Annotated in this window: 20 protein-coding genes; 12 read left to right on the top strand and 8 right to left on the bottom strand. The window is 73.2% G+C overall.

What is annotated here, in order from left to right:
* Positions 1–49 precede the first annotated feature (49 nt).
* Complete coding sequence (lon, locus tag ACGFZK_RS11810) at positions 50–2,455, top strand: endopeptidase La (protein WP_393848704.1); 2,406 nt, start codon at positions 50–52, stop codon at positions 2,453–2,455.
* 116 nt (positions 2,456–2,571) lie between these two features.
* Positions 2,572–3,012: a MarR family winged helix-turn-helix transcriptional regulator gene (locus tag ACGFZK_RS11805; RefSeq protein ID WP_030013696.1), complete on the top strand. Its 441-nt coding sequence runs from the start codon at positions 2,572–2,574 to the stop codon at positions 3,010–3,012.
* A gap of 38 nt (positions 3,013–3,050) precedes the next feature.
* Here the strand turns inward: ACGFZK_RS11805 and ACGFZK_RS11800 are convergent, their stop codons facing one another.
* Entirely contained in the window at positions 3,051–3,824 is a 774-nt protein-coding gene (locus ACGFZK_RS11800) for a protein phosphatase 2C domain-containing protein (RefSeq protein ID WP_393848703.1), read from the bottom strand.
* Between the two features lie 397 nt (positions 3,825–4,221).
* On the opposite strand from ACGFZK_RS11800, the gene ACGFZK_RS11795 reads away from it, so the two are divergent.
* Genes ACGFZK_RS11795 through ACGFZK_RS11775 form a run of 5 tightly spaced genes read left to right on the top strand, consistent with a single transcriptional unit; the run spans position 4,222 to position 9,862 of the window.
* Positions 4,222–7,092 carry a nitrate- and nitrite sensing domain-containing protein gene (locus ACGFZK_RS11795; RefSeq protein WP_393848702.1) on the top strand — a complete coding sequence of 957 codons (2,871 nt, stop codon included), beginning with the start codon at positions 4,222–4,224 and terminating at the stop codon, positions 7,090–7,092.
* On the top strand, positions 7,089–7,574 hold the full coding sequence (locus tag ACGFZK_RS11790) for a roadblock/LC7 domain-containing protein (protein WP_393848701.1): 486 nt from the start codon (positions 7,089–7,091) through the stop codon (positions 7,572–7,574). The genes ACGFZK_RS11795 and ACGFZK_RS11790 overlap by 4 nt, the downstream gene beginning before the upstream one ends.
* Complete coding sequence (locus ACGFZK_RS11785) at positions 7,571–7,960, top strand: DUF742 domain-containing protein (RefSeq protein WP_393848700.1); 390 nt, start codon at positions 7,571–7,573, stop codon at positions 7,958–7,960. Before ACGFZK_RS11790 ends, ACGFZK_RS11785 begins: the two co-directional genes overlap by 4 nt.
* A complete protein-coding gene (locus ACGFZK_RS11780) occupies positions 7,941–8,576 on the top strand; it encodes an ATP/GTP-binding protein (RefSeq protein WP_393848699.1) in 636 nt (211 codons plus the stop codon). The genes ACGFZK_RS11785 and ACGFZK_RS11780 overlap by 20 nt, the downstream gene beginning before the upstream one ends.
* Positions 8,577–8,602: 26 nt before the next feature.
* Positions 8,603–9,862, top strand: a complete 1,260-nt coding sequence (locus ACGFZK_RS11775; protein ID WP_393848698.1) for a styrene monooxygenase/indole monooxygenase family protein — start codon at positions 8,603–8,605, stop codon at positions 9,860–9,862.
* Here the strand turns inward: ACGFZK_RS11775 and ACGFZK_RS11770 are convergent.
* The 3 genes from ACGFZK_RS11770 to ACGFZK_RS11760 all read right to left on the bottom strand — a co-directional run bounded on the left by ACGFZK_RS11770 (position 9,814) and on the right by ACGFZK_RS11760 (position 12,347).
* Positions 9,814–10,986: an NlpC/P60 family protein gene (locus ACGFZK_RS11770; RefSeq protein ID WP_393848697.1), complete on the bottom strand. Its 1,173-nt coding sequence runs from the start codon at positions 10,984–10,986 to the stop codon at positions 9,814–9,816. The two genes, ACGFZK_RS11775 and ACGFZK_RS11770, sit on opposite strands and share 49 nt — an antisense overlap.
* 570 nt (positions 10,987–11,556) lie before the next feature.
* Positions 11,557–11,940, bottom strand: coding sequence for a hypothetical protein (locus tag ACGFZK_RS11765; RefSeq protein WP_393848696.1), 384 nt, complete (start codon positions 11,938–11,940; stop codon positions 11,557–11,559).
* Positions 11,940–12,347, bottom strand: a complete 408-nt coding sequence (locus ACGFZK_RS11760; RefSeq protein WP_393848695.1) for a DUF6325 family protein — start codon at positions 12,345–12,347, stop codon at positions 11,940–11,942. Before ACGFZK_RS11760 ends, ACGFZK_RS11765 begins: the two co-directional genes overlap by 1 nt.
* A 97-nt stretch (positions 12,348–12,444) precedes the next feature.
* On the opposite strand from ACGFZK_RS11760, the gene ACGFZK_RS11755 reads away from it, so the two are divergent.
* Together ACGFZK_RS11755 and ACGFZK_RS11750 are read left to right on the top strand one after the other, a co-directional pair.
* Positions 12,445–13,815: an FtsW/RodA/SpoVE family cell cycle protein gene (locus ACGFZK_RS11755; RefSeq protein WP_393848694.1), complete on the top strand. Its 1,371-nt coding sequence runs from the start codon at positions 12,445–12,447 to the stop codon at positions 13,813–13,815.
* Positions 13,812–15,272 (top strand): penicillin-binding transpeptidase domain-containing protein, encoded by a 1,461-nt coding sequence (locus tag ACGFZK_RS11750; protein WP_393848693.1) that lies wholly within the window; start codon positions 13,812–13,814, stop codon positions 15,270–15,272. Before ACGFZK_RS11755 ends, ACGFZK_RS11750 begins: the two co-directional genes overlap by 4 nt.
* A gap of 95 nt (positions 15,273–15,367) precedes the next feature.
* Here ACGFZK_RS11750 and ACGFZK_RS11745 read toward each other — a convergent pair whose 3' ends face one another.
* On the bottom strand, positions 15,368–16,480 hold the full coding sequence (locus ACGFZK_RS11745) for a ferritin-like domain-containing protein (protein ID WP_393848692.1): 1,113 nt from the start codon (positions 16,478–16,480) through the stop codon (positions 15,368–15,370).
* A gap of 168 nt (positions 16,481–16,648) precedes the next feature.
* Here ACGFZK_RS11745 and ACGFZK_RS11740 point away from each other — a divergent pair, with 168 nt between their 5' ends.
* The 3 genes from ACGFZK_RS11740 (at position 16,649) to ACGFZK_RS11730 (ending at position 18,694) form a co-directional block, all read left to right on the top strand.
* Positions 16,649–17,578 (top strand): diiron oxygenase, encoded by a 930-nt coding sequence (locus ACGFZK_RS11740; protein WP_393848691.1) that lies wholly within the window; start codon positions 16,649–16,651, stop codon positions 17,576–17,578.
* A 119-nt stretch (positions 17,579–17,697) separates the two neighbouring features.
* Entirely contained in the window at positions 17,698–18,411 is a 714-nt protein-coding gene (locus ACGFZK_RS11735) for a TetR/AcrR family transcriptional regulator (RefSeq protein WP_393848690.1), read from the top strand.
* 10 nt (positions 18,412–18,421) lie between these two features.
* The gene (locus ACGFZK_RS11730) at positions 18,422–18,694 is read left to right on the top strand and encodes a hypothetical protein (RefSeq protein ID WP_393848689.1); all 273 of its coding nucleotides are present in this window, start codon (positions 18,422–18,424) and stop codon (positions 18,692–18,694) included.
* Between the two features lie 185 nt (positions 18,695–18,879).
* On the opposite strand, the gene ACGFZK_RS11725 is transcribed toward ACGFZK_RS11730, so the two are convergent.
* The 3 genes from ACGFZK_RS11725 to ACGFZK_RS11715 form a co-directional block, all read right to left on the bottom strand.
* On the bottom strand, positions 18,880–20,109 hold the full coding sequence (locus ACGFZK_RS11725) for a histidine kinase dimerization/phospho-acceptor domain-containing protein (protein ID WP_393848688.1): 1,230 nt from the start codon (positions 20,107–20,109) through the stop codon (positions 18,880–18,882).
* The gene (locus ACGFZK_RS11720) at positions 20,106–20,882 is read right to left on the bottom strand and encodes a hypothetical protein (protein WP_393848687.1); all 777 of its coding nucleotides are present in this window, start codon (positions 20,880–20,882) and stop codon (positions 20,106–20,108) included. The genes ACGFZK_RS11725 and ACGFZK_RS11720 overlap by 4 nt, the downstream gene beginning before the upstream one ends.
* Positions 20,883–21,020: 138 nt before the next feature.
* The gene (locus ACGFZK_RS11715; protein ID WP_393848686.1) at positions 21,021–21,665 is read right to left on the bottom strand and encodes a hypothetical protein; all 645 of its coding nucleotides are present in this window, start codon (positions 21,663–21,665) and stop codon (positions 21,021–21,023) included.

Genomic DNA, 21,665 nt, shown 5'->3' with positions numbered 1-21,665 from the left:
CACATGCATTGAGTCGGCACAGCTCAACTTCACTGCCGGAGGGAAGATCATGGCTTCGACGTCCGTCACACTCACCCTGCCCGTGCTGCCGCTCGACGAAGAGGTCGTGCTGCCCGCAATGGTCGTTCCGCTGGACCTCTCCGACGCCGAGGTCCGTGCCGCCGTCGAGGCGGCGCAGGCCGCCGCCGGAAAGAGCGGCAGCGGCAAGCCCCGGGTGCTGCTCGTGCCGCGCATCGACGGCAAGTACGCCGGTACCGGTGTGCTCGGAACCGTCGAGCAGGTCGGCCGGCTCTCCGGCGGGGACCCCGGAGCGCTCATCCGCGGCCTCGGCCGGGTCCGTATCGGGGCCGGGACCACCGGCCCCGGGGCCGCGCTCTGGGTCGAGGGCGAGACCGTGGACGAGGCGGTCCCCGATCCGCTGCCCGGGGCGGTCGCCGAGCTCGTCAAGGAGTACAAGGCGCTCGCCACCAGCTGGCTCAAGAAGCGCGGGGCCTGGCAGGTCGTGGACCGCGTCCAGCAGATCGAAGGGGTGTCCGCCCTCGCGGACAACTCCGGCTACTCGCCCTTCCTGACGGTCGAGCAGAAGGTCGAACTGCTGGAGACCGCCGACCCGGTCGCCCGCCTCAAGCTCGCCGTCAAGGCACTCAGCGACCACCTCGCCGAGCAGGACGTGGCCGAGTCCATCGCCAAGGACGTCCAGGACGGCGTCGACAAGCAGCAGCGCGAGTTCCTGCTCCGCCGCCAGCTGGAGGCCGTACGCAAGGAACTGCGCGAGCTGAACGGCGAGAAGGAGGGCGAGGAGTCCGACGACTACCGCGCCCGCGTCGAGGCCGCCGACCTCCCCGAGAAGGTACGGGAGGCCGCCCTCAAGGAGGTCGAGAAGCTGGAGCGGTCCAGCGACCAGAGCCCGGAGGGGTCCTGGATCCGGACCTGGCTGGACACCGTGCTGGAACTGCCCTGGAACGAGCGCACCGAGGACGAGTACGACATCCGCGGGGCCCGGGCGGTGCTCGACGCCGAGCACGCGGGCCTCAGCGACGTCAAGGACCGCATCACCGAGTACCTCGCCGTCCGCAAGCGGCGCGGCGAGCGCGGCATGGGCGTCATCGGCGGGCGGCGCGGCGGGGCCGTGCTCGCGCTCGTCGGGCCTCCGGGGGTCGGAAAGACCTCCCTGGGCGAGAGCGTGGCCCACGCCATGGGCCGCAAGTTCGTCCGTGTCGCCCTCGGCGGCGTACGGGACGAGGCCGAGGTCCGCGGCCACCGCCGGACCTACGTCGGCGCCCTGCCCGGCCGGATCGTCCGCGCCATCAAGGAGGCCGGTTCGATGAACCCGGTGGTCCTCCTCGACGAGATCGACAAGGTCGGCTCCGACTTCCGGGGCGACCCGGCGGCCGCCCTGCTGGAGGTCCTGGACCCGGCGCAGAACCACACCTTCCGCGACCACTACCTGGAGGTGGAGCTCGACCTCAGCGATGTCGTCTTCCTGGCCACCGCCAACGTCCTGGAGTCCATCCCCGAGGCCCTGGCCGACCGGATGGAGCTCGTCCGCCTCGACGGGTACACCGAGGACGAGAAGGTCGTCATCGCCCGCGACCACCTCCTGCCGCGCCAGCTGGAGCGCGCCGGGCTCGCCGCCGACGAGGTGGTCCTGGAAGAGGACGCCCTGCGCAGGCTGGCCGGCGAGTACACCCGCGAGGCCGGCGTGCGCACCCTGGAGCGGTCCCTCGCCCGCCTGCTGCGCAAGGTGGCCTCGCAGCACGAGCTGGGGGAGCGGGAGCTGCCCTTCAGCATCGGCCCGGACGACCTGCGCGGGCTGATCGGACGCCCGCACCACGTGCCGGAGTCCGCCCAGGACCCGGCCGAGCGGCGCACCGCCGTCCCGGGCGTGGCCACCGGCCTCGCCGTGACCGGCGCGGGCGGCGACGTGCTGTTCGTCGAGGCCTCACTGGCCGACCCCGAGACGGGCGCCGCCGGCCTGACCCTGACCGGCCAGCTCGGCGACGTCATGAAGGAGTCGGCGCAGATCGCACTGAGCTTCCTGCGCTCGCACGGCGCGGAACTGGAGCTCCCGGTCGCCGACCTGAAGGACCGGGGCGTTCACATCCACTTCCCGGCGGGCGCCGTGCCCAAGGACGGACCGAGCGCGGGCATCACCATGACCACCGCCCTCGCCTCGCTGCTCTCCGGGCGGCAGGTGCGCACGGACGTGGCCATGACCGGCGAGGTCTCGCTGACCGGGCGCGTCCTGCCGATCGGCGGGGTGAAGCAGAAGCTGCTGGCCGCTCACCGGGCCGGGCTGACCACAGTCATCATCCCGAAGCGCAACGAGGCCGACCTGGACGACGTCCCGGCCGAGGTGCTGGAGGGACTGGAAGTGCACCCGGTCACGGATGTCCGCCAGGTGCTGGAGCTCGCCCTGGCCCGGGCGCAGGTTCCGGTCACCGCCGCAGCCTGACGACTGCACACGGCCCGGTGTTCCGCTCCGGCGGGGTACCGGGCCGCCGGCACACCCGCTGCGAAATACTGGCCCCTCACCCACCGAGGTGCCACACACCATCGAAGGAGCGGGACGTGCACGGGAGTGAAGACCAGGAGTTCCTTGCCCTGGAGCGGGAGCTGTCCGTCTTCCTCCGGAGGGCCCGCGCCTCCTCGGGCGAGATGGCCCGTGAGCTCCACCCCGAGCTGGAGCCGGCCGCGTACGGGCTCCTCGTACGCCTGGAGGCGGCCGGCCGGCAGCGGGCCACCGAGCTCGCCGCCTACTTCGGGGTCGGCAAGGCCACCATGAGCCGGCAGCTGCGCGCCCTGGAGGTCCTGGGCCTGGTCGCCCGCGAGCCGGACCCCGCCGACGGCCGGGCCTCCCTGGTCGGCCTCACGGAGGAGGGCCGGGAGCGGTTCCTGCGGGTACGGGGGGCACGGCGCGAGCAGTACATGCGCAAGCTCGCCGACTGGGACCGCGGCGAGGTGGCGGAACTGGCCCGGCTGCTGAACCAGTTGAACGCGGGCGCGGAGTAGCCGCCTCCCCTCCGCGTGGAGTCGGCGGCAGGAGCCGCTCAGAGCTCCGCGTAGACCGCCGAGGCGTCGTCGTGCCGCTTGTACCGGGCCGGCGGACGGCCCGGGTCGGACTCGACCGCGCGCACCCGGTCGATCAGGCCCTGCGCCCCTTCCTTCCGCAGCACCGCCAGGCACTCGGCCCAGTCGCCCTCCCCGAACGTGTCCGTCCACCGGCTCGCCCCGTCCGTGAGCGCGGCCACCGCCCGCACCCGCTCGCGCGGGGTGCGCCCCGTCACCGCCCGGGCCGCCACAGCCGGGTCCGCGGCCGCGGTGAAGAAGCCGCCCTCCCTGTTCCGCAGGGCGTCCGTCGCGGCCACCGAGCTCAGGACCTCCCGCGGGACCCGGTCCAGCCGGTCGTCGAGCACCGCCGTCACCTCGCCCCCGGCCGCCTGCAGGAGCAGTACGGAGTCCGAGAGCACGAGGTGCTCCACGTACTGCGCGTCCCAGCGGACCACGACGACCGTGGCCTGTGGGGTCCGGACGTGAGAAAGGTCACAGGTGTCGCGGTGCGCGTCGGCCGTGGCGCGGACGGATTCGGCCAGAACCTGATCGAGCGGCATGTCCCGCCGCGATCCGGACAGTTCGGTCAACCGGCCGCCGAGCCGTGCCGCGAACCAGGGCACTCCGTGCACGCACCCGTCATCGCCGGCCGGCGGGGTGACCCCGTCCAGGACCACCAGCACGCCGCCGCCCGAAGCGGGGATCGCGGCCGACACCCAGTCCTCATTGGGGCGTTCCTGGTGGCCGGGGGCCGAGGCGAGGTCGATGCGCATACCGGCATTCTGCCGTGCGGCGGGCGGGGAGCGCGGGTAGGTCCGTACCAAATCGGGCAGGGTCGGCGAGTCCGCACGCGGACCGCCCGGGAGCGGGCCGCGAGGGCCGGGGCGGCCGGCGGGTGATGTGGGCGGGCATCCTGCCAAAGGCCCTATCGATCTTTCAACCACCTGTCCACGGAGGAGCTCTGACACCGGGTGCCCGAGTTGGTCGGCAACTCATCCGTGATGTTCACTCGTTCGAGTGGCCGGGTGGGCGATGTGCGGCTCTCTTCCCAACACGCTGCAAAGGTCTGAGGCGGTACGAGGGGGCAGGGGGCGTTTACTTGTTGACCGGCCGTTACCTCGGCCACACGAGTAGACGAGCAAGAGCACACGTACAGGATTGCGAGCACCGGTGCAGAACAAGCGGTCTCGGAAGAACGGCACCGCCGACGACGGCCCGGCCCCCGCAGGACGCCAGGTCCGCGTGCGCCGCAGGCTGGTCATAGGCGTGGCCGTCGCGGGCCTCACCGTCCTCGCGGCAGGCGCGCCCGCCGTCGTCTCCGCCTCGACGGAACTGAACGACTCCCAGCGCCTGGTCACCCTCGCGGAACAGACCCGGCAGACCCTCACCCTCACGCACCTCCTCGGCGACGAGCGCGACGCCGTCGTCGAGTACGCCGCCAAGGGCCGCCCCGCCGCGGCCAAGGGGGCCGTCCAGGAGCGCGTGGCCCGGACCGACCGGCAGCTCGCCGAGGTCCAGGCCGAGGCCGACGAGGCGACCGCCCGCGCCCTCGCCCGGGTACGGACCGTGCGCGGCGAGGCCGTCGACGGCAAGGGCAGCGCCCTCGCCGCCCACCAGGCCTACGCCGGAGTCATCGCGGAACTCCGCGCCCCCGGCGAGCTGCTCGCCGAGCTGACCCCGCCGCGCGCCGGGGCCGCCCTCACCACCACCCGTCCGCTCGCCCCGCTCGGCCAGGCCGTGGAACAGGCCTCCGCCACCCGCGGACTGCTGCTCGCCGGGCTGGCCGTCCCCCGCGGCGAGCAGCCCCCCAACGCGGCCGTGGTCGACGAACTCACCACCGCCGCCCAGCGTGCGCGCGTACGGGAACAGGCCGCCCTCGACGACTTCGCGCGGGCCGCGCGGCCCGACGTACGCCAGACCCTGGCCGCCACCGTCACCGGCCCCGAGGTCAAGACCGCCGACGACTTCCTCAAGCGGCTCACCGACCGGCCCACCCTGACCACGCCCGACCGCAAGACCGACGGCGCCGCCGTCGGCACCGCGCTGACCGCCCGCATCGACCGCATGCGGACCGTGGAGGCCACCCTCGCGGGTGAACGGGCCTCCGCCCTGGCGACCCTGCGCGACGACGACGTGACCCGGCTCGAGGTCGTGATCGCGCTGCTGGGCCTGCTCTTCCTGATCGCCGTCGGCGTCTCGACCGCCGTGGCGCGGTCGCTGACCCGGCCGCTGTCGGTGCTGCGCCGCGGCGCACAGCGGCTGGCGACGCCCGAGGGCTCGGTGGAACCGGTTCGGTTCACGGGCCGCAACGACGAGTTCGCCGAGGTCGTGCGCCACCTGAACGCGGTGCGCGACCAGACGGTCTCCCTGCACACCCGGATCGCCGGGCTCGACGCCGACCGGCGCCGGATCATCGGCCGCAACGAGGCGCTGGCCGCCGGCCGGGACGTGCTGGAGGAGGAACTGACCAAGCTGCGGGCGGGGCTGGAGGAGCACCGCCGCATCATGTCGACGACCTCCGTCTCGCTGTCGCTGCGGACCCTCGGCCTGGTGGAGCGTCAGCTCGCGGTCATCGAGGAGCTGGAGTCCAGGGAACAGGACCCGGACCGGCTGGCGACGCTCTTCAAGCTGGACCACCTGGCGACGGTCATGCGCCGCCACAACGAGAACCTGCTGGTCCTCGCCGGACAGGAACACGGTCACGGGCAGGGCCTGCCGGTGCCGTTGATCGACGTCATGCGGGCCGCCGTCAGCGAGATCGAGCGCTACGAGCGCGTCGACCTCGCGGCGCTGCCCTCGTACACCCAGGTCGCGGGGCACGCGGCCGACGACATCTCGCACGTGCTGGCCGAGCTGCTGGAGAACGCGACCACGTTCTCGCCGCCGGAGGTCAAGGTGAAGGTGTCCGGCTGGCTGCAGGACTCCGGTGACGTGGTGCTGTCCGTCGTGGACGAGGGCATCGGAGTCACCGAGGACCGCCTCGAGGCGCTCAACACCCGGCTGTCCACGCCCGAGGCCTACGACGAGGAACCCGAGTCGGAACACGGCCTCGGCCTCGGCCTCTACGTGGCCGGGCGGCTCGCGGCCCGGCACGGAGTCACCGCGGAGCTGCGCACCCCGCGGCACGGCGGGACCGAGGCCCTGGTGGTCGTCCCGGCCGCGCTGCTGCCCGCCACCCCGGTGGTCTCCCCGGTGCACGCACTGGCCACGCCGGGCGGACCCGCGCTGCGGCTGCCGGGCGTGATAGCGGAGGCGAACGAGAACACGCTGCCCGCGCGTCGGCGGGGTGCGCATGCCGCTCCGGAGGCGGACGCGGATGCGGAGGCGGACGCGGACGCGGTTGCCGAGGCCGCCGTCGAGGCTGCCGAGGAACCGGTCGTCACCGCCCCGGAGCCGGACCCGGAGCCGGAGCCGGCCCCGGAGCCCGCTGCCGCGGCGGTCCCGATCACCCTGGCCGAGGCCCTGGCGGCCCCCGCCGTGGCGGCCGAGGCCCCGGCGGACCCGGACCCGGACCCGGCGCCCGCCGAGGCGGAGCCGATCGTCGACCCGCCCGCCACGACCGGACTCCCGCCCGCCGACCAGGTGTTCACCGCCGCGCCCCCGGCAGGGGACGGGCCGAGCCCCGAGGAGCAGCTGCTCGCGCGGGTCGTACCGGACGCCGAGCCGGAGCCCGACCCGCAGACCCACACCCACACCCCGGCCGAGGGCAACTGGCTCCCCCGACAGGGCAGCCACCCTGCCGACCAGGCCGAGGGCGAAGGAGCCGTCACCGGCAAGGGCCTGCCGAAGCGGACCCCGCGCACCGTCGCCGCCAAGCGCGTGGACGACGTACGACCCGAGCCGCCGCGCCGGGTCGACGCCGAGGAGCTGCGGCGCCGGCTCGGAGGCTTCTACCAGGGAGCCCAGGACGGACGGCGCGTGGTCGCCGCCGAACTCGCGCAGGAGCAGGGGCTCGACCAGGCCCACGACCAGGGCCAGACGCAGAGGCAGGACCAGAGCACGACCGACCGGGGGGACACCGCACAGGAGGCACGCACATGACCGCGCCCAGTACGTACGGACTGAGCACCCAGGCCCGCAACCTGCAGTGGCTGCTGACCGACCTGGTCGAGGAGGTACCCGGCGTCAACTCCGTCGCCGTCGTCTCCTCGGACGGGCTGCTGCTCCTGTCCTCCGACCCGGCAGCGGGCACGGGCGAGCCGGCGACCACGCCCCGGGCCAAGGGCCCGCGCGGTGCGTCCGCCGACCTCGCCACCATCGTCTGCGGCCTCGGCAGCCTCACCACCGGCGCCGCCGCCCTCATGGAAACCGGCTCGGTCAAGCAGACCATGGTGGCGATGGAGCACGGCTCCGTCTTCGTCATGGCCATCAGCGACGGCTCACTGCTGGGCGTGCACGCCACCCCCGACTGCGACATGAGCGTCGTCGCCTACCACATGGCTCTGTTCGTCGGCCGCGCCGGCCACGTACTGACCCCCGAAGTCCGCAGCGAGCTGCGCCAGTCGATGGAGAACACCCCGTGAGGAGTACGGCCTCCGACCGGCTGCCGATACGCGGCGCCGACCGCCGCCCCGCCCGCGTCCGCCCGTACTCCCTCACGGGCGGCCGCACCCGCTTCGCGCACGTCCTGCTCGTCGAGACGTTCGTCGCCGCCCTGGACACGAAGGTGTCGGAGCCGCAGAAGCCCGACCGCATGCCCGAGCTGCCCGCCATCGTCGAGGTCTGCCGCCGCATGCGCACGATCGCCGAGATAGCCGCGCTGCTGAAGCTCCCGCTGGGCGTGGTCCGCGTCCTGGTCAGCGACCTCGCGGACCAGGGCAGGATCCGCGTCTACGGAACGGGCCACGGCACCGGCCGTCCCGAGCGCGCGCTGCTGGAAAGGGTGCTCAGTGGTCTTCGCCGTCTCTGACAACCCGGTGCCCCTGCCCCAGTCGGACGACGACGAGCCGGTCCAGCCCTGGCAGTACGACCGCTCCCGCGCACCCGTCGCCGTCAAGGTGCTGGTCGCGGGCGGCTTCGGCGTCGGCAAGACCACCTTCGTCTCCTCCGTCTCCGAGATCACCCCGCTGCGCACCGAGGCGGTGATGACCCAGGCCGGCGCCCCGACCGACGACCTGTCCGGCACCCCGGACAAGAGCACCACCACCGTCGCCATGGACTTCGGCCGTGTCACCCTCGACGACGACCTCGTCCTCTACGTGTACGGGACCCCCGGCCAGGAGCGGTTCTGGTTCATGTGGGACGACCTGGTGCGCGGCGCCATCGGCGGCCTCGTCCTGGCCGACACCCGCCGCCTGCGCGACTGCTTCCCGGCCCTCGACTACTTCGAGACCTGCGGGCTCCCGTACGCCGTCGCCGTCAACCACTTCGACGGCTCGCAGTCGTACGAGCCCGAGGACGTGCGCGAGGCCCTGAGCGTCCCGCCCCACGTACCCGTCGTGATCATGGACGCGCGGCGCCGCGACACGGTGGTCGAGTCCCTGCTCGCCCTGGTGGGCCACGCCCTCGACACCACGCCCGAATAGTGCCCCCCGAACAGAGAACGTGAGAGATGCGCAAGATACTTGTCGTGGGAGCCGGCCAGTCCGGGCTCCAGCTCGCCCTCGGACTCCAGTCGAAGGGGTACGAGGTCACCCTCATGTCCAACCGGACGGCGGACGAGATCCGCACCGGGCGGGTCATGTCCACGCAGTGCATGTTCGACACGGCGCTGCAGCACGAGCGCGACCTCCGGATCAATTTCTGGGAGCAGCAGGCCCCGAAGATCGAGGGCGTCGGAGTCTCCGTCGCCGCCCCCGACGCCACCCGCCCCATCGACTGGCTCGGCCGGCTCAAGGGGTACGCGCAGTCCGTCGACCAGCGCGTGAAGATGGCCGGCTGGCTCGACACCTTCGTCCAGCGCGGCGGGCAGCTCGTCATCCACGGTGCCTCCGTCGCGGACCTCGACTTCTTCTCCCGTACGTACGACCTGGTGCTGGTCGCCGCCGGCAAGGGCGAGCTGGTCTCGATGTTCGGGCGGAACGCGGCGCGTTCGCCCTACGACGCCCCGCAGCGTGCGCTCGCCGTCTCCTACGTGCACGGCCTCGGCCCGCGCCCGGAGCACCCGGAGACCGAGGCGGTGCGCTGCAACCTGGTCCCGGGCGTCGGCGAGCTGTTCGTCATGCCGACCCTGACCACCTCGGGCCGGGCCGACATCCTGTTCTGGGAGGGCGTCCCGGGCGGACCCGTCGACGCCTTCAACGGCGTCAAGGACCCGTCGGACCACCTGGCGCTCACCCTGGACCTGATGGAGAAGTTCACGCCCTGGGAGTACGCCCGGGCGACGGAGGTGGAGCTGACGGACGCGGGCGCCACGCTCGCCGGACGCTACGCGCCGGTCGTCCGCAACCCGATCGGGCGCCTCCCGGGCGGCGGCCTGGTGCTGGGCGTCGCGGACGTGGTCGTCGCGAACGACCCGATCACCGGGCAGGGCTCGAACTCCGCCGCGAAGTGCGCGGCCTCGTACCTGTCGTCGATCCTGATGCACGGGGACAAGCCGTTCGACGAAGCGTGGATGAAGGCCACCTTCGACAAGTACTGGTTCACCACGGGCAAGCCGGTGACCCAGTGGACGAACGCGATGCTGGGCGTCCCGCCGGAGCACGTACTGAACCTCATCGGCGCGGCCGGGCAGCTCCAGCCGGTGGCGAATCGGTTCGCCAACGGCTTCGACAACCCGGCCGACTTCGACGCGTACTTCTACGACCCCGAGGACACGGCCGACTACCTGTCGGAGGTCGCCTCGGCCGCCGGAGCGTCCTCGGCGGAGTAGCCGGTGTCGTCGTCGTCCGCTCCTGCTGCGGGGGCCTCGGGCAGCGCCGGCGGGGTGAAATCCGCCAGCGGGGTTCCGTCCGGGTCCGGCCGTACGGCCCCCAGCAGCGGGTTCGCGGCGACCGGCGAGACCTTGACCCGGGCCCCGGGCCGCGGCGCCTGGATCACCTTGCCGTCGCCGACGTACAGGCCCACGTGGGTGGCCTTGGGGAAGTAGACCACCAGGTCCCCGGGCCGCAGCTGGTCCAGCGGCACCTTCGGCAGCGTGGCCCACTGTTCCTGGCTGGTCCGCGGGATGGCGCGGCCGGCGTGCGCCCAGGCCTGTGAGGTCAGCCCGGAGCAGTCGAAGGACCCCGGCCCCTCGGCGCCCCAGAGGTACGGCTTGCCGATCTGGGCCGCCGCGTAGGTGAGCGCCGCGCCACCGGCCGCCGTGGGGGTGCCCGTACGGGCGGGGAGCCGGCCCGAATCGACGAGGTCCCGCTGCGCGGCGGCGGTGTTCTCGGCCTCCTTCGCGCCGAGCCGGGTGAGCTGATCCGGGGTCAGGGCGGCGAGTACCCGCTCGACCTCCTTGAGCTGCGCCGCGACCTCGTCCTGGTGGAGCTTCTGCTGCGCGGCCAGGGTCTGCCGGGCGTCCAGGGCCTTGCGGGCCCGGAGGGCGAGCGCGTCGGCCTCCTTCTCGCCCCGGGCGAGCCGGACCAGTACGGCAGCCCGCCGGGCACCCTCGCGGGCGGCGAGCCGACGCTGGTCCAGGGCGGCCTGGGGGTTCCCGGCGAGCAGCATCCGGGCGTAGGGGGACAGGCCCTGGCCGGCCTGGTACTGCTCCCGGGCCAGCCGCCCGGCGAGGGCCTTCTCGGAGTCGAGGGCCGTACGGGCCTTGCCGAGGTCCGCGGTCCGAAGCCGTTCCTCCGCCCGGCCGGCCCTGAGTGCCACCTCGGTGGCGTTGTACGCCTCGGTGGCCTCCTCGGCCCGCTGGTACAGGCCCTGCAGGCGGCTGAGCAACACCCCGACGGACTCCCCTTCGGGAAGCCCCGGCTCGGCCCCGGCCGCGGGGACCGGCCCGGCGACGAGGAGCACTGCGGCGATGCAGGCGGCGCGAAGCGGCCGAGGGGACAGCCGATATGACATGGGATCACCTCCGAGGCGCCCGATGCTGCCACGCCCGGTATGACAAATCCCCCAACAGAGTCGGCGGGTCGGGCGGGGTCACCCGGCTGGGGGCTCGCCCCACGTCCTCGTCCCGGAAGGTCTCCGGCGACCCGACGTCGATGCAGGCCGGGGGCAGCCTCGACGGATCCGTGGCGCGGGCGGGCGCCGCGTGGGGCGACAGGTCCGCGGCGCCGAACCGGGGGCCGAGCAGCGCCTGCCACGCGGTGGTGTTGGACACGCGGTCCCAGACGTCGACCCGGCCATCTGTCTTGCCGATCAGGCCGGGCTCGCGGTGCCCGCCCTCGCCGCGTTCTCGTCGGTCGCCGACGCTCCGCGCCGGCTCCCTCCTCGGCCTTGCGGCCGCACGCACCAGGCACCGCTCCCCGATCCGGCCCGATCGGCGAGACACCCCCTGGCCGTCCCTTCCGCCTGGGCCGGTGCCCGCCCGGCCTGCCGGTCTTCGCCGTGGCTTCCCTCTGGGGGAGCTGCCCGGCGGCCGGCTCTTCCGGGATACCGCCGCGCCCCGGGGCCGCCCCCGGCCGGCCGTCGTCAGCCGCGCAGCAGGCGGGCCTTGGCCGTCGTGAACTCCTGGGGGGTCAGCAGGCCCTCGCGGGCCAGGCCGGCCAGTTGGGTGAGCTCCACCACGAGTCCGGCCGAGGGGCCCGGTCCGGCCGCCCGTACGTCCTCCGCCCGTACGTCCTCCGCCCGGGCGCCCGCGGGGATCGCGGGGATCGCCGCCACCGGCTCCGGCCGCTCCGGCTCGGCCGGGCCCGGGGCCCGCGGACGCGCCGCGGCCGGCGGTGCGTCCGGCTCCACCGCGCCCGCCGTGTGCGCCGTCGTACCCGAGGCCCGCGCCAGCAGGCCCCGCAGCAGCGGGTGCCCCGCCGGGCGGTTCGCCGCGTGGACCGTTACTCCCATCGGGCGGATGAACATCAGGCCACCCCCGCCCGCGGGTCCGACGCAACCCGGTCCGGCGGGATGCGGACCGAGCCCACGATCCGGCCGCCCGCCGCCCGTACGGCGATCGCCGCGTCCTCGGCCCACAGGTGTTCGACCACCAGCAGCAGCGCGCAGCTCCCGCGCTCCAGCAGTCCCGCCGCCTCCTCCACGTCCTCCGGCCCGATCAGCCGCGCCACGTCCCGGCCCGTGAGCAGGCCGTGCAGCTCCACGAACTCGTCGAACTCGGCCGCCAGTACGTCCCCCGAGGCCGTCCTCGTCGCCACGAGCCCGTCGATCAGCCGGACCACCCCCGTCTTGCGCAGCCCCATCACGGCCTCGACCGCCGGGGCCCGCAGCTGCTCCTCCGGGAAGGCGAGGACGATGAATTCCACAGGTCCCATGCGCCTCGGCTCCTCACTTCCGACCGTTTTTGACGACTCTTCGGCACACTATGACATAAGCGGACATATCATCCGCCTGCTTGCTACGTTTCCCTCTATGACCGCTCTGACGGCAAAGGTGACGGAGCCCGCCCCGCCCCCGCCCCCGGGCGCCGGCGCCCCCAAGCGGCGCGGCGTAGAGCTGACGCTCCTCGCCGGAGCCGTCCTGATCTCCGTCCTCGGTCACCTCTACGTCGGCCTCGCGACCACCGGCCGCATCCCCGGCCCCGCCGCCCGCTACGCCGCCGGACTGTGCGTGGCCGCCCTCCTCGCCCACCTCGCCGTCCGGCTCCGGGCGCCGTACGCGGACCCCCTCCTGCTCCCGATCGCCGTCCTGCTCAACGGCCTCGGCCTCGTCCTCATCCAGCGCCTCGACGTGACCACCCCGGGGCACCTCACCGCCGAGGACCAACTCCTGTGGTCCGCGCTGGGCGTGGCCCTCTTCGTCCTCGTCGTCGCGCTGCTGCGCGACCACCGGGTGCTCCAGCGCTACGCGTACCTGTCCGTCGCGGCGGCCCTCGCGCTGATGCTGATCCCCGTCTTCTTCCCGGCGGTCAACGGCGCGCACATCTGGATCCGGTTCGCCGGGCTCTCCTTCCAGCCGGGGGAGTTCGCCAAGATCCTGCTCGCGGTCTTCTTCGCCGCGTACCTCGCCGCGAACCGCACCGCGCTCGCCCTCACCGGCCGCCGGCTCTTCTGGAAGCTCCGGCTCCTTCCCGGCCGCGTCCTCGGCCCGATCCTCGCGATCTGGCTGCTCAGCGTGGGCGTGCTGGTCCTGGAGCGGGATCTGGGGACCTCGCTGCTGTTCTTCGGGTTGTTCGTGATCATGCTGTTCACCGCCACCGGCCGGATCGGCTGGATCGCCATCGGTCTGCTGCTCGCCGCCCTCGGCGCGTACGCCGTCGGGACCTTCGAGCCGCACGTGCACAGCCGCGTGGACGACTGGCTGAATCCTTTTGCCTCCATCGAGCGCGGCGAAGGCCCCGGCCAGCTCGCCCAGTCCCTCTTCGCCTTCGGCGCGGGCGGCCTCCTCGGCGCCGGGCTCGGCCACGGCCAGTCCTTCCTCATCGGCTTCGCCGCCAAGTCGGACTTCATCCTCGCCACCGCCGGCGAGGAGCTCGGCCTCGTCGGCCTCACCGCGATCCTGCTCCTCTACGGGCTCCTCGTCGCCCGCGGCTTCCGCGCCGGCCTCGCGCTGCGCGACCCCTTCGGGCGGCTGCTCGCCACCGGGCTCGCCTCGATCGTCGCGCTCCAGGTGTTCGTCATCGCGGGCGGTGTCACCGGGCTGATCCCGCTCACCGGCATGGCCATGCCCTTCCTGGCCCAGGGCGGCTCCTCCGTCGTCACCAACTGGATCATCGTCGCCCTGCTGGTCCGGCTCAGCGACAGCGCCCGCAGACCCCGCCCCACAGAGGAGCCGGCCGAGTGATCCGCTACATCCGCTGGTGCGCGTACTTCTGCGCCCTGCTGCTCGTCGCCCTGCTGGTCAACATCGCCCGCGTGCAGGTCTGGGAGTCCGCCGCCTACGGCGCGAACCCGGCCAACAAACGCCCCGCCATCGAGCGCTACGCCGAACCCCGCGGGGACATCCTGGTAGACGGGCGCCCCGTGACCGGCTCCCGCGACAGCCGCCAACTGCTGCGCTACGAGCGGACCTACACGAACGGCCCGCTCTACGCGCCCGTCACCGGCTTCTCCTCCCAGACGTACGGGACCAGCTCCGTGGAGCGCGCCGAGGACGCGGTCCTGTCGGGCACCGACCCGGGGCTCTCGGCCTTCCCGCTCTGGTACGAACTGGCCCGCGGCCGCCCCGCCGGCGGGAACGCCGCCACCACCGTCCGCTCCGGCATGCAGCTGGCCGCGTACACCGGGCTCGCGGGCAAGCGCGGTGCGGTGGCCGCCGTCGAGCCGGCCACGGGGAAGATCCTCGCGCTGGTCAGCAGCCCCTCGTACGACCCGGCCGTGCTCTCGGGGACGGGTACGAAGGTCAAGGAGGCCTGGGCGGCGCTGAACGCCGACCCCGCCCGGCCGATGCTCAACCGGGCACTGCGCGAGACGTACCCGCCCGGCTCCACCTTCAAGATCGTGACGGCGGCGGCCGCCCTCGACGCCGGCGTGGTCACCGACGTGGACGCGCCGACCAGCACCCCCGACCCCTACCCGCTGCCGGGGACCAGCACCCTGCTGCCGAACGCGGGCACGGGCTGTGAGGACGCCTCGATGGCGGACGCGGTGCAGTGGTCCTGCAACACGGTGATGGCCAAGATCGGGGTGCAGGTCGGCCTGCGCGGGATGGTGGAGGCGGCGCGGCGCTTCGGCTTCAACAGTGAGGGGCTGCGGGTGCCCTCGTGGGTGTCCCGCTCGAACTTCGACACCGACATGAGCCAGGACCAGCTGGCCCTTTCCTCGATCGGGCAGTTCAACACGTCGGCGACACCGCTGCAGATGGCAATGGTGGCGGCGGCGGTCGCGAACGGCGGCGAGCTCAAGTACCCCTACCTGGTGGAACGGACGACCCAGGACGACGGTTCCCAGGTCAGGCGGGGCGACCAGCGCAGCCTCGGCCGGGCGATGAACCCGGCCACCGCCCTCCGGTTGCAGGAGCTGATGGTCAAGGTGGTGGAGAACGGGACGGGACGCAACGCCGCGATCCCGGACGCGGTGGTCGGCGGCAAGACCGGGACCGCGCAGCACGGGGTCGGCAACGCGGGGACCCCGTACGCCTGGTTCATCTCCTGGGCCCAGGCCGAGGGCACGGCCCTGCCGCAGGTGGCCGTCGCGGTGGTGGTCGAGGACGCGTCGGCGGACCGCGGCGACATCAGCGGCAACGGCGCGGCGGCGCCGATCGCGCGGGCGGTCATGCAGGCGGCTCTGGCCACCGGCTGACACGCGCCGCGAACCGGGCGCGCGCCGTCCCTCCCGCCGCCCCCCCGCCGTCCCTCCCGTCGCCTCCCCCCGCCGTCCCTCCCGCCGGAGAACGCCTAAGGGCTGTCCTCCCCGCCCTCCCGGATGGCGGCCTCGACCTCCGCCACCCGCGCCGACTCCTCGGCCGCGAACCGCTCGCGGTCCAGGGCCTCGGCGATCTCCTCGTCCTGGCTCATCAGCAGGTCCAGGTTGGAGTCGCCCATGTCGAAGACGCCCAGGTCCAGGTAGGCCCGCTGGAGCCGCTCGCCCCACAGCCCGATGTCCTTCACGCACGGCACGATCCTGCTGAACAGCAGCCTGCGGAACAGGTGCGTGAACTCCGACTGCTCGCTCAGCCGCACCGCCTCCTCGGCCGGGATGCCGAAGTTCTCCAGCACCTCCACCCCGAGCAGCCGGTCCCGCATCAGATGGCAGCCCTCGATCACGAACTCCTCGCGCTCGCGCAACTCGGCGTCCGTCAGCTGCTTGTAGTAGTCGCGCAGAGCCATCCGCCCGAAGGCCACGTGCCGGGCCTCGTCCTGCATCACGTACGCCAGCAGCTGCTTCGGCAGCGGCTGCGCGGTCGTGTCACGGATCATGCCGAAGGCGGCCAGCGCCAGTCCCTCGATGAGCACCTGCATGCCGAGGTAGGGCATGTCCCAGCGGGAGTCGCGCAGGGTGTCGCCCAGCAGCCCCTGGAGGCTGTCGTTGATCGGGTAGAGCATCCCGACCTTCTCGTGCAGGAAGCGCCCGAAGATCTCGGCGTGCCGGGCCTCGTCCATGGTCTGCGTGGCGGAGTAGAACTTCGCGTCCAGGTCCGGCACCGACTCCACGATCCGCGCCGCGCACACCATCGCGCCCTGCTCGCCGTGCAGGAACTGACTGAAGTTCCAGGAGGTGTAGTGCCGGCGCAGCTCGCCCCTGTCCCTCTCGGTGAGCTTGGCCCAGTGCCGCGTCCCGTACAGCGGCAGCGCTTCGTCGGGGGTGCCCAGCGGATCGTACGGGTCCACCTCCACGTCCCAGTCGATGCGCTTGCCGCCGTCCCACTGCTTGTCCTTGCCCTTCTGGTAGAGGGCGAGGAGCCGCTCGCGGCCGTCGGCGTACTCCCAGCTGAAGCGGGCGGAGCCGGAGGCGGGGACCTGCCAGACCCTCTCGCCCGGGTTCTCGGTGTAGAGCTCGTGCGTCGACACTGACGCCCCCTCGTCTCACGTACTGCCGTGTGGGACCGGACAGTTGGCAGCGTCACACGTTGGTAGACACGGGGTCAACAAGTCGTGCGCGGGGGATTGACGACCTTGCTGACAGGCAGTCTCATAAGAAGTGACCGCCGGTAACTCGACGACGAGGTGTCCGAACCCATGACGACCGTGACCGAACGAGCCGCGCTCCAGGACGCCCTCGGCCTGCTCAAGGACCGGGAGCAGATAGCCGAGCGACTGCTCGAATCCTCGGCCAAGCACTCCTTCGACCCCGACAAGGAACTCGACTGGGACGCCCCGCCGATCGAGGGCAAGTACTACTGGCCGCCGGAACTGCTCTCCCTCTACGACACCCCGCTGTGGAAGAAGATGGGGGAGGAGCAGCGCATCGACCTCTCCCGCCACGAAGCGGCGGCGCTCGGCTCCCTCGGCATCTGGTTCGAGATCATCCTGATGCAGCTCCTGGTCCGGCACATCTACGACAAGTCCCTGACCAGCAATCACGTCCGCTACGCGCTCACCGAGATCGCCGACGAGTGCCGCCACTCGATGATGTTCGCCCGCATGATCCAGAAGGCCGGCACCCCCGAGTACCCGGTCTCCCGCGTTAACCACAACCTCGCGCGGATCCTGAAGACCGTCTCCACCACCCCCGGCTCCTTCGCCTGCACCCTCCTCGGCGAGGAGGTCCTGGACTGGATGCAGCGCCTGACCTTCCCGGACGAGCGCATCCAGCCGCTGGTCCGCGGCGTCACCCGGATCCACGTCATCGAGGAGGCCCGGCACGTCCGGTACGCCCGCGAGGAACTGCGCCGCCAGATGCTGACGGCCCCGCGCTGGGAGCAGGAGCTCACCCGGATCAGCTGCGGCGAGGCCGCCCGCGTCTTCTCGCTCGCCTTCGTGAATCCGGCCGTCTACGACAACATCGGACTGGACCGCCGCGAGGCCGTCGCCCAGGTGAAGGCGAGCGGCCACCGGCGCGAGGTCATGCAGAGCGGTGCCAAGCGGCTCACCGACTTCCTCGACGACATCGGCGTACTGCGCGGAGTCGGCCGGAAGCTGTGGCAGAGCTCGGGCCTGCTGGCGTAGGGAGCCGGCCCGCGGGCCGGTCTGTCACCGGCCCGCGGCCGGCCTGCCACCGGCCCGGATCGGGCCTGATCGACAGGACACCCACCCGTCCGGCGCCCCCGCGGGGCTACCCTGCGGACATGACCGTACGCGCGTACCGCAGGCTGAGCGTCGAGGAGCGGCGAGCCCAACTCCTCGACGCCGCCCTCTCGCTGTTCGCGCACCGGGCACCGGAGGAGGTCTCGCTGGACGACGTCGCCGAGGCCGCCGGGGTCTCGCGCCCGCTCGTCTACCGCTACTTCCCGGGCGGCAAGCAGCAGCTCTACGAGGCCGCCCTCCGCTCGGCGGCGGACGTCCTCGAACTCTGCTTCGCCGAACCCCAGCAGGGCCCCCTGACCCGGCGCCTGTCCCGGGCCCTGGACCGCTACCTCGCCTTCGTCGACGAACACGACGCCGGCTTCGCGGCCCTCCTCCAGGGCGGCAGCGTCGTGGAGACCTCCCGCACGACGGCGACGGTGGACGGCATCCGCCGTGCCGCCGCCGACCAGATCCTCTTCCACCTGGGCGTCCCGGCGCCCGGACCCCGGCTGCGCATGATGGTCCGTACGTGGATCACCGCGGTCGAGGCCGCCTCCCTCATATGGATCGACGAGGGCAAACAGCCGGAGGTCGAGCGCCTCCGGGACTGGCTGCTGGACCAGTTCATCGCCCTGCTGACCGCCACCGCCGCCACGGATCCGGAGACGGCGGCGGCCGCCCGGGCCGCCCTCGCCCTGGAATCGGCGGACGGCCCGGTCGGGGTCCTCGCCCGCCGGGTGATCCCCGTGGTGTCCGAGGCCGCCCACCTGCTGTGACACTGGTGGGGTGAGAAGCCAACCGACCCCGTTCGAGGGCGGGCCGATGGACGGCCGGGTCCTCCCCGTCCTGCTCGGCCCGACCGGACACCCCCCGAAGTGGTACGAGATCCCCGTCCCCACGCCGGACGGCGGCCCGCCGACGGTGCTGCTGTACGAACGCGTCCCGGCGGGGTACTCCAAGCGGCTCGGCCTGCAGAAGGGCTGGAAGTACGCCTACCAGCCCTCGGGCACGAAGCCCAAGATCCGCTGGCCCTGGACCAAGAGCCCGAAAACCCCTTAGGGGCCGGCCCCGCCGGCGTTCGCGGCGCGGGTCCGGGGCGGAGCCCCGGGTACCGGCCGACGCGTACGGCTCTGTCCGCGACCCGCGACCCGCGACCCGCGACCCGCGACCCGCGACCCGCGACCCGCGCCGCTCCGCCCGCGCCCGGCGCCTCGCCCCCGCCCCCGTCCCCGCCGAGCCTCCGGCTAGGAGCCCGGCAGGGTCAGGACCGCCAGGCCGCCGCCGCCCTCCGCCTCCCGGAACTCCAGCCGCGCCCCGATCACCGCCGCCTGCCCCACGGCGATGGTCAGCCCCAGCCCGTGGCCCTTGCCGCCACCGCTCCGGAAGCGCTGCGGGCCGTGCGCCGCCAGGTACGCGGGGAACCCGTCGCCGTGGTCCCGTACCGTCACCACCGGTCCGTCCACCGTCAGCACCACCGGCGGCCGCCCGTGCTTGTGGGCGTTGGCCACCAGGTTCCCGAGCACCCGTTCCAGCCTGCGCCGTTCCGTCTCCACGTGCGCATCCCGGACGACCACCACCTCCGTGTCCGTTCCGGACGCCCGCACCACACGCCGTACCAGCCGCCCCAGCTGGTGCAGATCGGTCTCCACCACCTCGCTGCCCGAGTCCAGCCGGGAGATCTCCAGCAGGTCCTCCGTCAGCTGCCGCATCGTCCGTACCCGCTCGCGCACCAGCTCCGTCGGCCGCCCCTCCGGCAACAGCTCCGATGCCGCGTGCAGCCCCGTCAGCGGCGTGCGCAGCTCGTGCGCCACGTCAGCCGTGAACCGCCGCTCGCTCTCCAGCTTCGACTGCAGACTTCCCGCCATCGTGTCCAGCGCCGCCGCCACCGTCGCCACCTCGTCCTGGTGCCGAGAGGGGGTCTTCGTCCGCGGGTCGTCCACCCGCGCGTCGAGGTCTCCCTGGGTGATCCGCCGCGCCACGGTCGCCGTCAGGTGCAGCCGCCGGGTCACCCGGGTCACCGCGAAGGCGCCCACCAGCAGGGTGCCGCCGATCGCCAGCAGCGACGACCCGATGATCGCGTTGTCCAGCCCGCTGATCGTGCGGGAGCTCTGCCCGTAGTCGACGGCGGCCGCGAGGGCCCGGCCGTCCGCGGGAGCCGCCGCCCACATCGTCGGGCGGCCCCGGTGATCCGCCACCAGCGTGCCCCGGCGCCCGCTGACGGCCAGCGCCCGCAGCTCCGGCGGCAGCCCCGCGGGATCCAGCCCGGCATCGCGCGGAAGCGGCTCGCCCGCCTCGTACGCGCGCGAGACGTCGTGCAGTTTGCCGAGCGCCTTCTCCCGCGCCGTGGCCACCGTCTGCCGGGTCACCTCCACGTGCACCAGGGCACCCAGTACCGCCGCCAGCGAGCAGCACATCACCACGATGAAGCACGCCGACTTCCAGGTCAGCGTGGCCGTCCAGGAGGGCAGCCTCATGGCCGTACCGGCACGGGAGCGGGCTCCCGGCTTCCCGGGCCCTGGCCCTGGCCCGGTCCCTGGCCCTGCGGATTGCCGGGCACCCGTACGATCTGCTCGCGCGTCGGCAGCATGGTGAGCTGCTTCTCGTCCCAGGACCAGGCGGTGATCAGCTCGTAGCCACGGTTCCCGCTGGGCACCCGCAGGATCACGTCACCCCCGGCCAGTTCCACCGAGATGACGGTCTCGGTGGTCGCCATGATCCGGTTGAGCCGCCCGTCCGGGTCCGCCGTGTACACCCGTACGGACATCATTTTGTCCGGGAACTCGATGCCGACGATCAGCTCGTCCTTGCCGTTGCCCGTGAGGTCCCGGTAGTACGGCTTCAGCACCGGGCACGACTCCGGCTCCTCGTCGCCCTCGTCCCCGTGCTTCGCGCACGCCGTGATCGCGGCAGCCGTCCTCGGAGGCATCCCGTCGGCTCCGCTCACGGTGTTCGGATGAGCCTGCAGTTCGGCCTGGACGAGGGCCACCGGGTCGACGGCGTGCACGTCCTGGTCGTGTACCGCCGGGATCCCCTTGACGTACTCCGGCGGGGCGCCACCCGGATCGGCGGGCGGCACGGACGCCCCGCGGCGATCGGGCCACAGATGGACGGGCCCGCTCGCGGTCGGCGTGGTACCGGCGCTCACCAGCCCGCCGGTGTCCCCGCAGCCCGCCAGCAGCGGAACGAGCGCGAGCAGGGGGAGCGTCGTGCGAACGCCGGCCCGGACACGGAAGCGCAACCTGTTCACAGCCCCTGTGCCCTTGCCCTTCTGCCCGCGGTACGTCGACGGTCGATCACGTCAACCATATGCGGAGGTACGTACCTTTACCGCGAGGTCTCGGCGGAGGTCCCGGCCGAGGTCCCGGCCCAGGTCTCAACGGAGGTCTCAACTGTCGGTGCGCCCCCGGCGCAGCATCGCGAAGCCCAGCCCGGCGGCGCCGACGGCCGCGATACCGCCGCCCGCAGCGAGCAGCAGCACACCCTCGCCCGGACCGTCCGCCAGCGTACTCAGCCGCCGGCCGGCGCTGGGGCCCTCGGCGACGGCGCGGCCGTCACCGGTCGCCGCCTTCTGCGGAACCGAAGCCGGCACGACCTGACCACCGGGGGTCCCGTTGCGGGTCCCCGTCTTGTGCCCGTCGCCCGCCACGGTGTGGTCGGTGCCCCGGGCCGGGGCGTCGCCCACCCAGGAGGTGAGCCGCCCGGTGGAGTCCAGCGAGGCGTGCAGATCCCCGGTGCCGCCGAAGTCGGTGATCCCGTCACGGCTGGTCAGGGTGACCGCCTTGGTGCCGTCGGCCGCCAGGATCTCGGCCTGGTACGCGCCCTTGGCCGTGCGGTAGACCTTCGCCGTGGACACCCCGTCCGCGAGCGAGAGGCTCTTGACGAGGCTCCACTGCGGGGCCGCGGAACGCGCGGACGAGGCCGCGGGCACCCCCTCGGCCAGGGCGGCGGCGGTGGGCAGGGCCAGCAGACTTCCGGCGCATGCGGTCACGGCGGCGGCGCGAACGAGAGTGCGGCGGCTGACGGTGCTCAC

Source organism: Streptomyces sp. NPDC048257 (genome assembly GCF_043201855.1).
Taxonomy (GTDB): domain Bacteria; phylum Actinomycetota; class Actinomycetes; order Streptomycetales; family Streptomycetaceae; genus Streptomyces.
Note: the sequence above shows the minus strand (reverse complement) of the source record. Positions and strands in the feature narration are given on the sequence as shown.

What these genes read in the sequence shown, in the direction of transcription:
- ACGFZK_RS11755 (WP_393848694.1), top strand. Translation starts at nt 12,445, where the DNA reads ATGACCGCTCTGACGGCAAAGGTGACGGAGCCCGCCCCGCCCCCGCCC.
- ACGFZK_RS11725 (WP_393848688.1), bottom strand. Translation starts at nt 20,109, where the DNA reads ATGAGGCTGCCCTCCTGGACGGCCACGCTGACCTGGAAGTCGGCGTGC.
- ACGFZK_RS11770 (WP_393848697.1), bottom strand. Translation starts at nt 10,986, where the DNA reads ATGTCATATCGGCTGTCCCCTCGGCCGCTTCGCGCCGCCTGCATCGCC.
- ACGFZK_RS11775 (WP_393848698.1), top strand. Translation starts at nt 8,603, where the DNA reads ATGCGCAAGATACTTGTCGTGGGAGCCGGCCAGTCCGGGCTCCAGCTC.
- ACGFZK_RS11800 (WP_393848703.1), bottom strand. Translation starts at nt 3,824, where the DNA reads ATGCGCATCGACCTCGCCTCGGCCCCCGGCCACCAGGAACGCCCCAAT.
- ACGFZK_RS11740 (WP_393848691.1), top strand. Translation starts at nt 16,649, where the DNA reads ATGACGACCGTGACCGAACGAGCCGCGCTCCAGGACGCCCTCGGCCTG.
- ACGFZK_RS11760 (WP_393848695.1), bottom strand. Translation starts at nt 12,347, where the DNA reads ATGGGACCTGTGGAATTCATCGTCCTCGCCTTCCCGGAGGAGCAGCTG.
- lon (WP_393848704.1), top strand. Translation starts at nt 50, where the DNA reads ATGGCTTCGACGTCCGTCACACTCACCCTGCCCGTGCTGCCGCTCGAC.
- ACGFZK_RS11735 (WP_393848690.1), top strand. Translation starts at nt 17,698, where the DNA reads ATGACCGTACGCGCGTACCGCAGGCTGAGCGTCGAGGAGCGGCGAGCC.
- ACGFZK_RS11765 (WP_393848696.1), bottom strand. Translation starts at nt 11,940, where the DNA reads ATGTTCATCCGCCCGATGGGAGTAACGGTCCACGCGGCGAACCGCCCG.
- ACGFZK_RS11790 (WP_393848701.1), top strand. Translation starts at nt 7,089, where the DNA reads ATGACCGCGCCCAGTACGTACGGACTGAGCACCCAGGCCCGCAACCTG.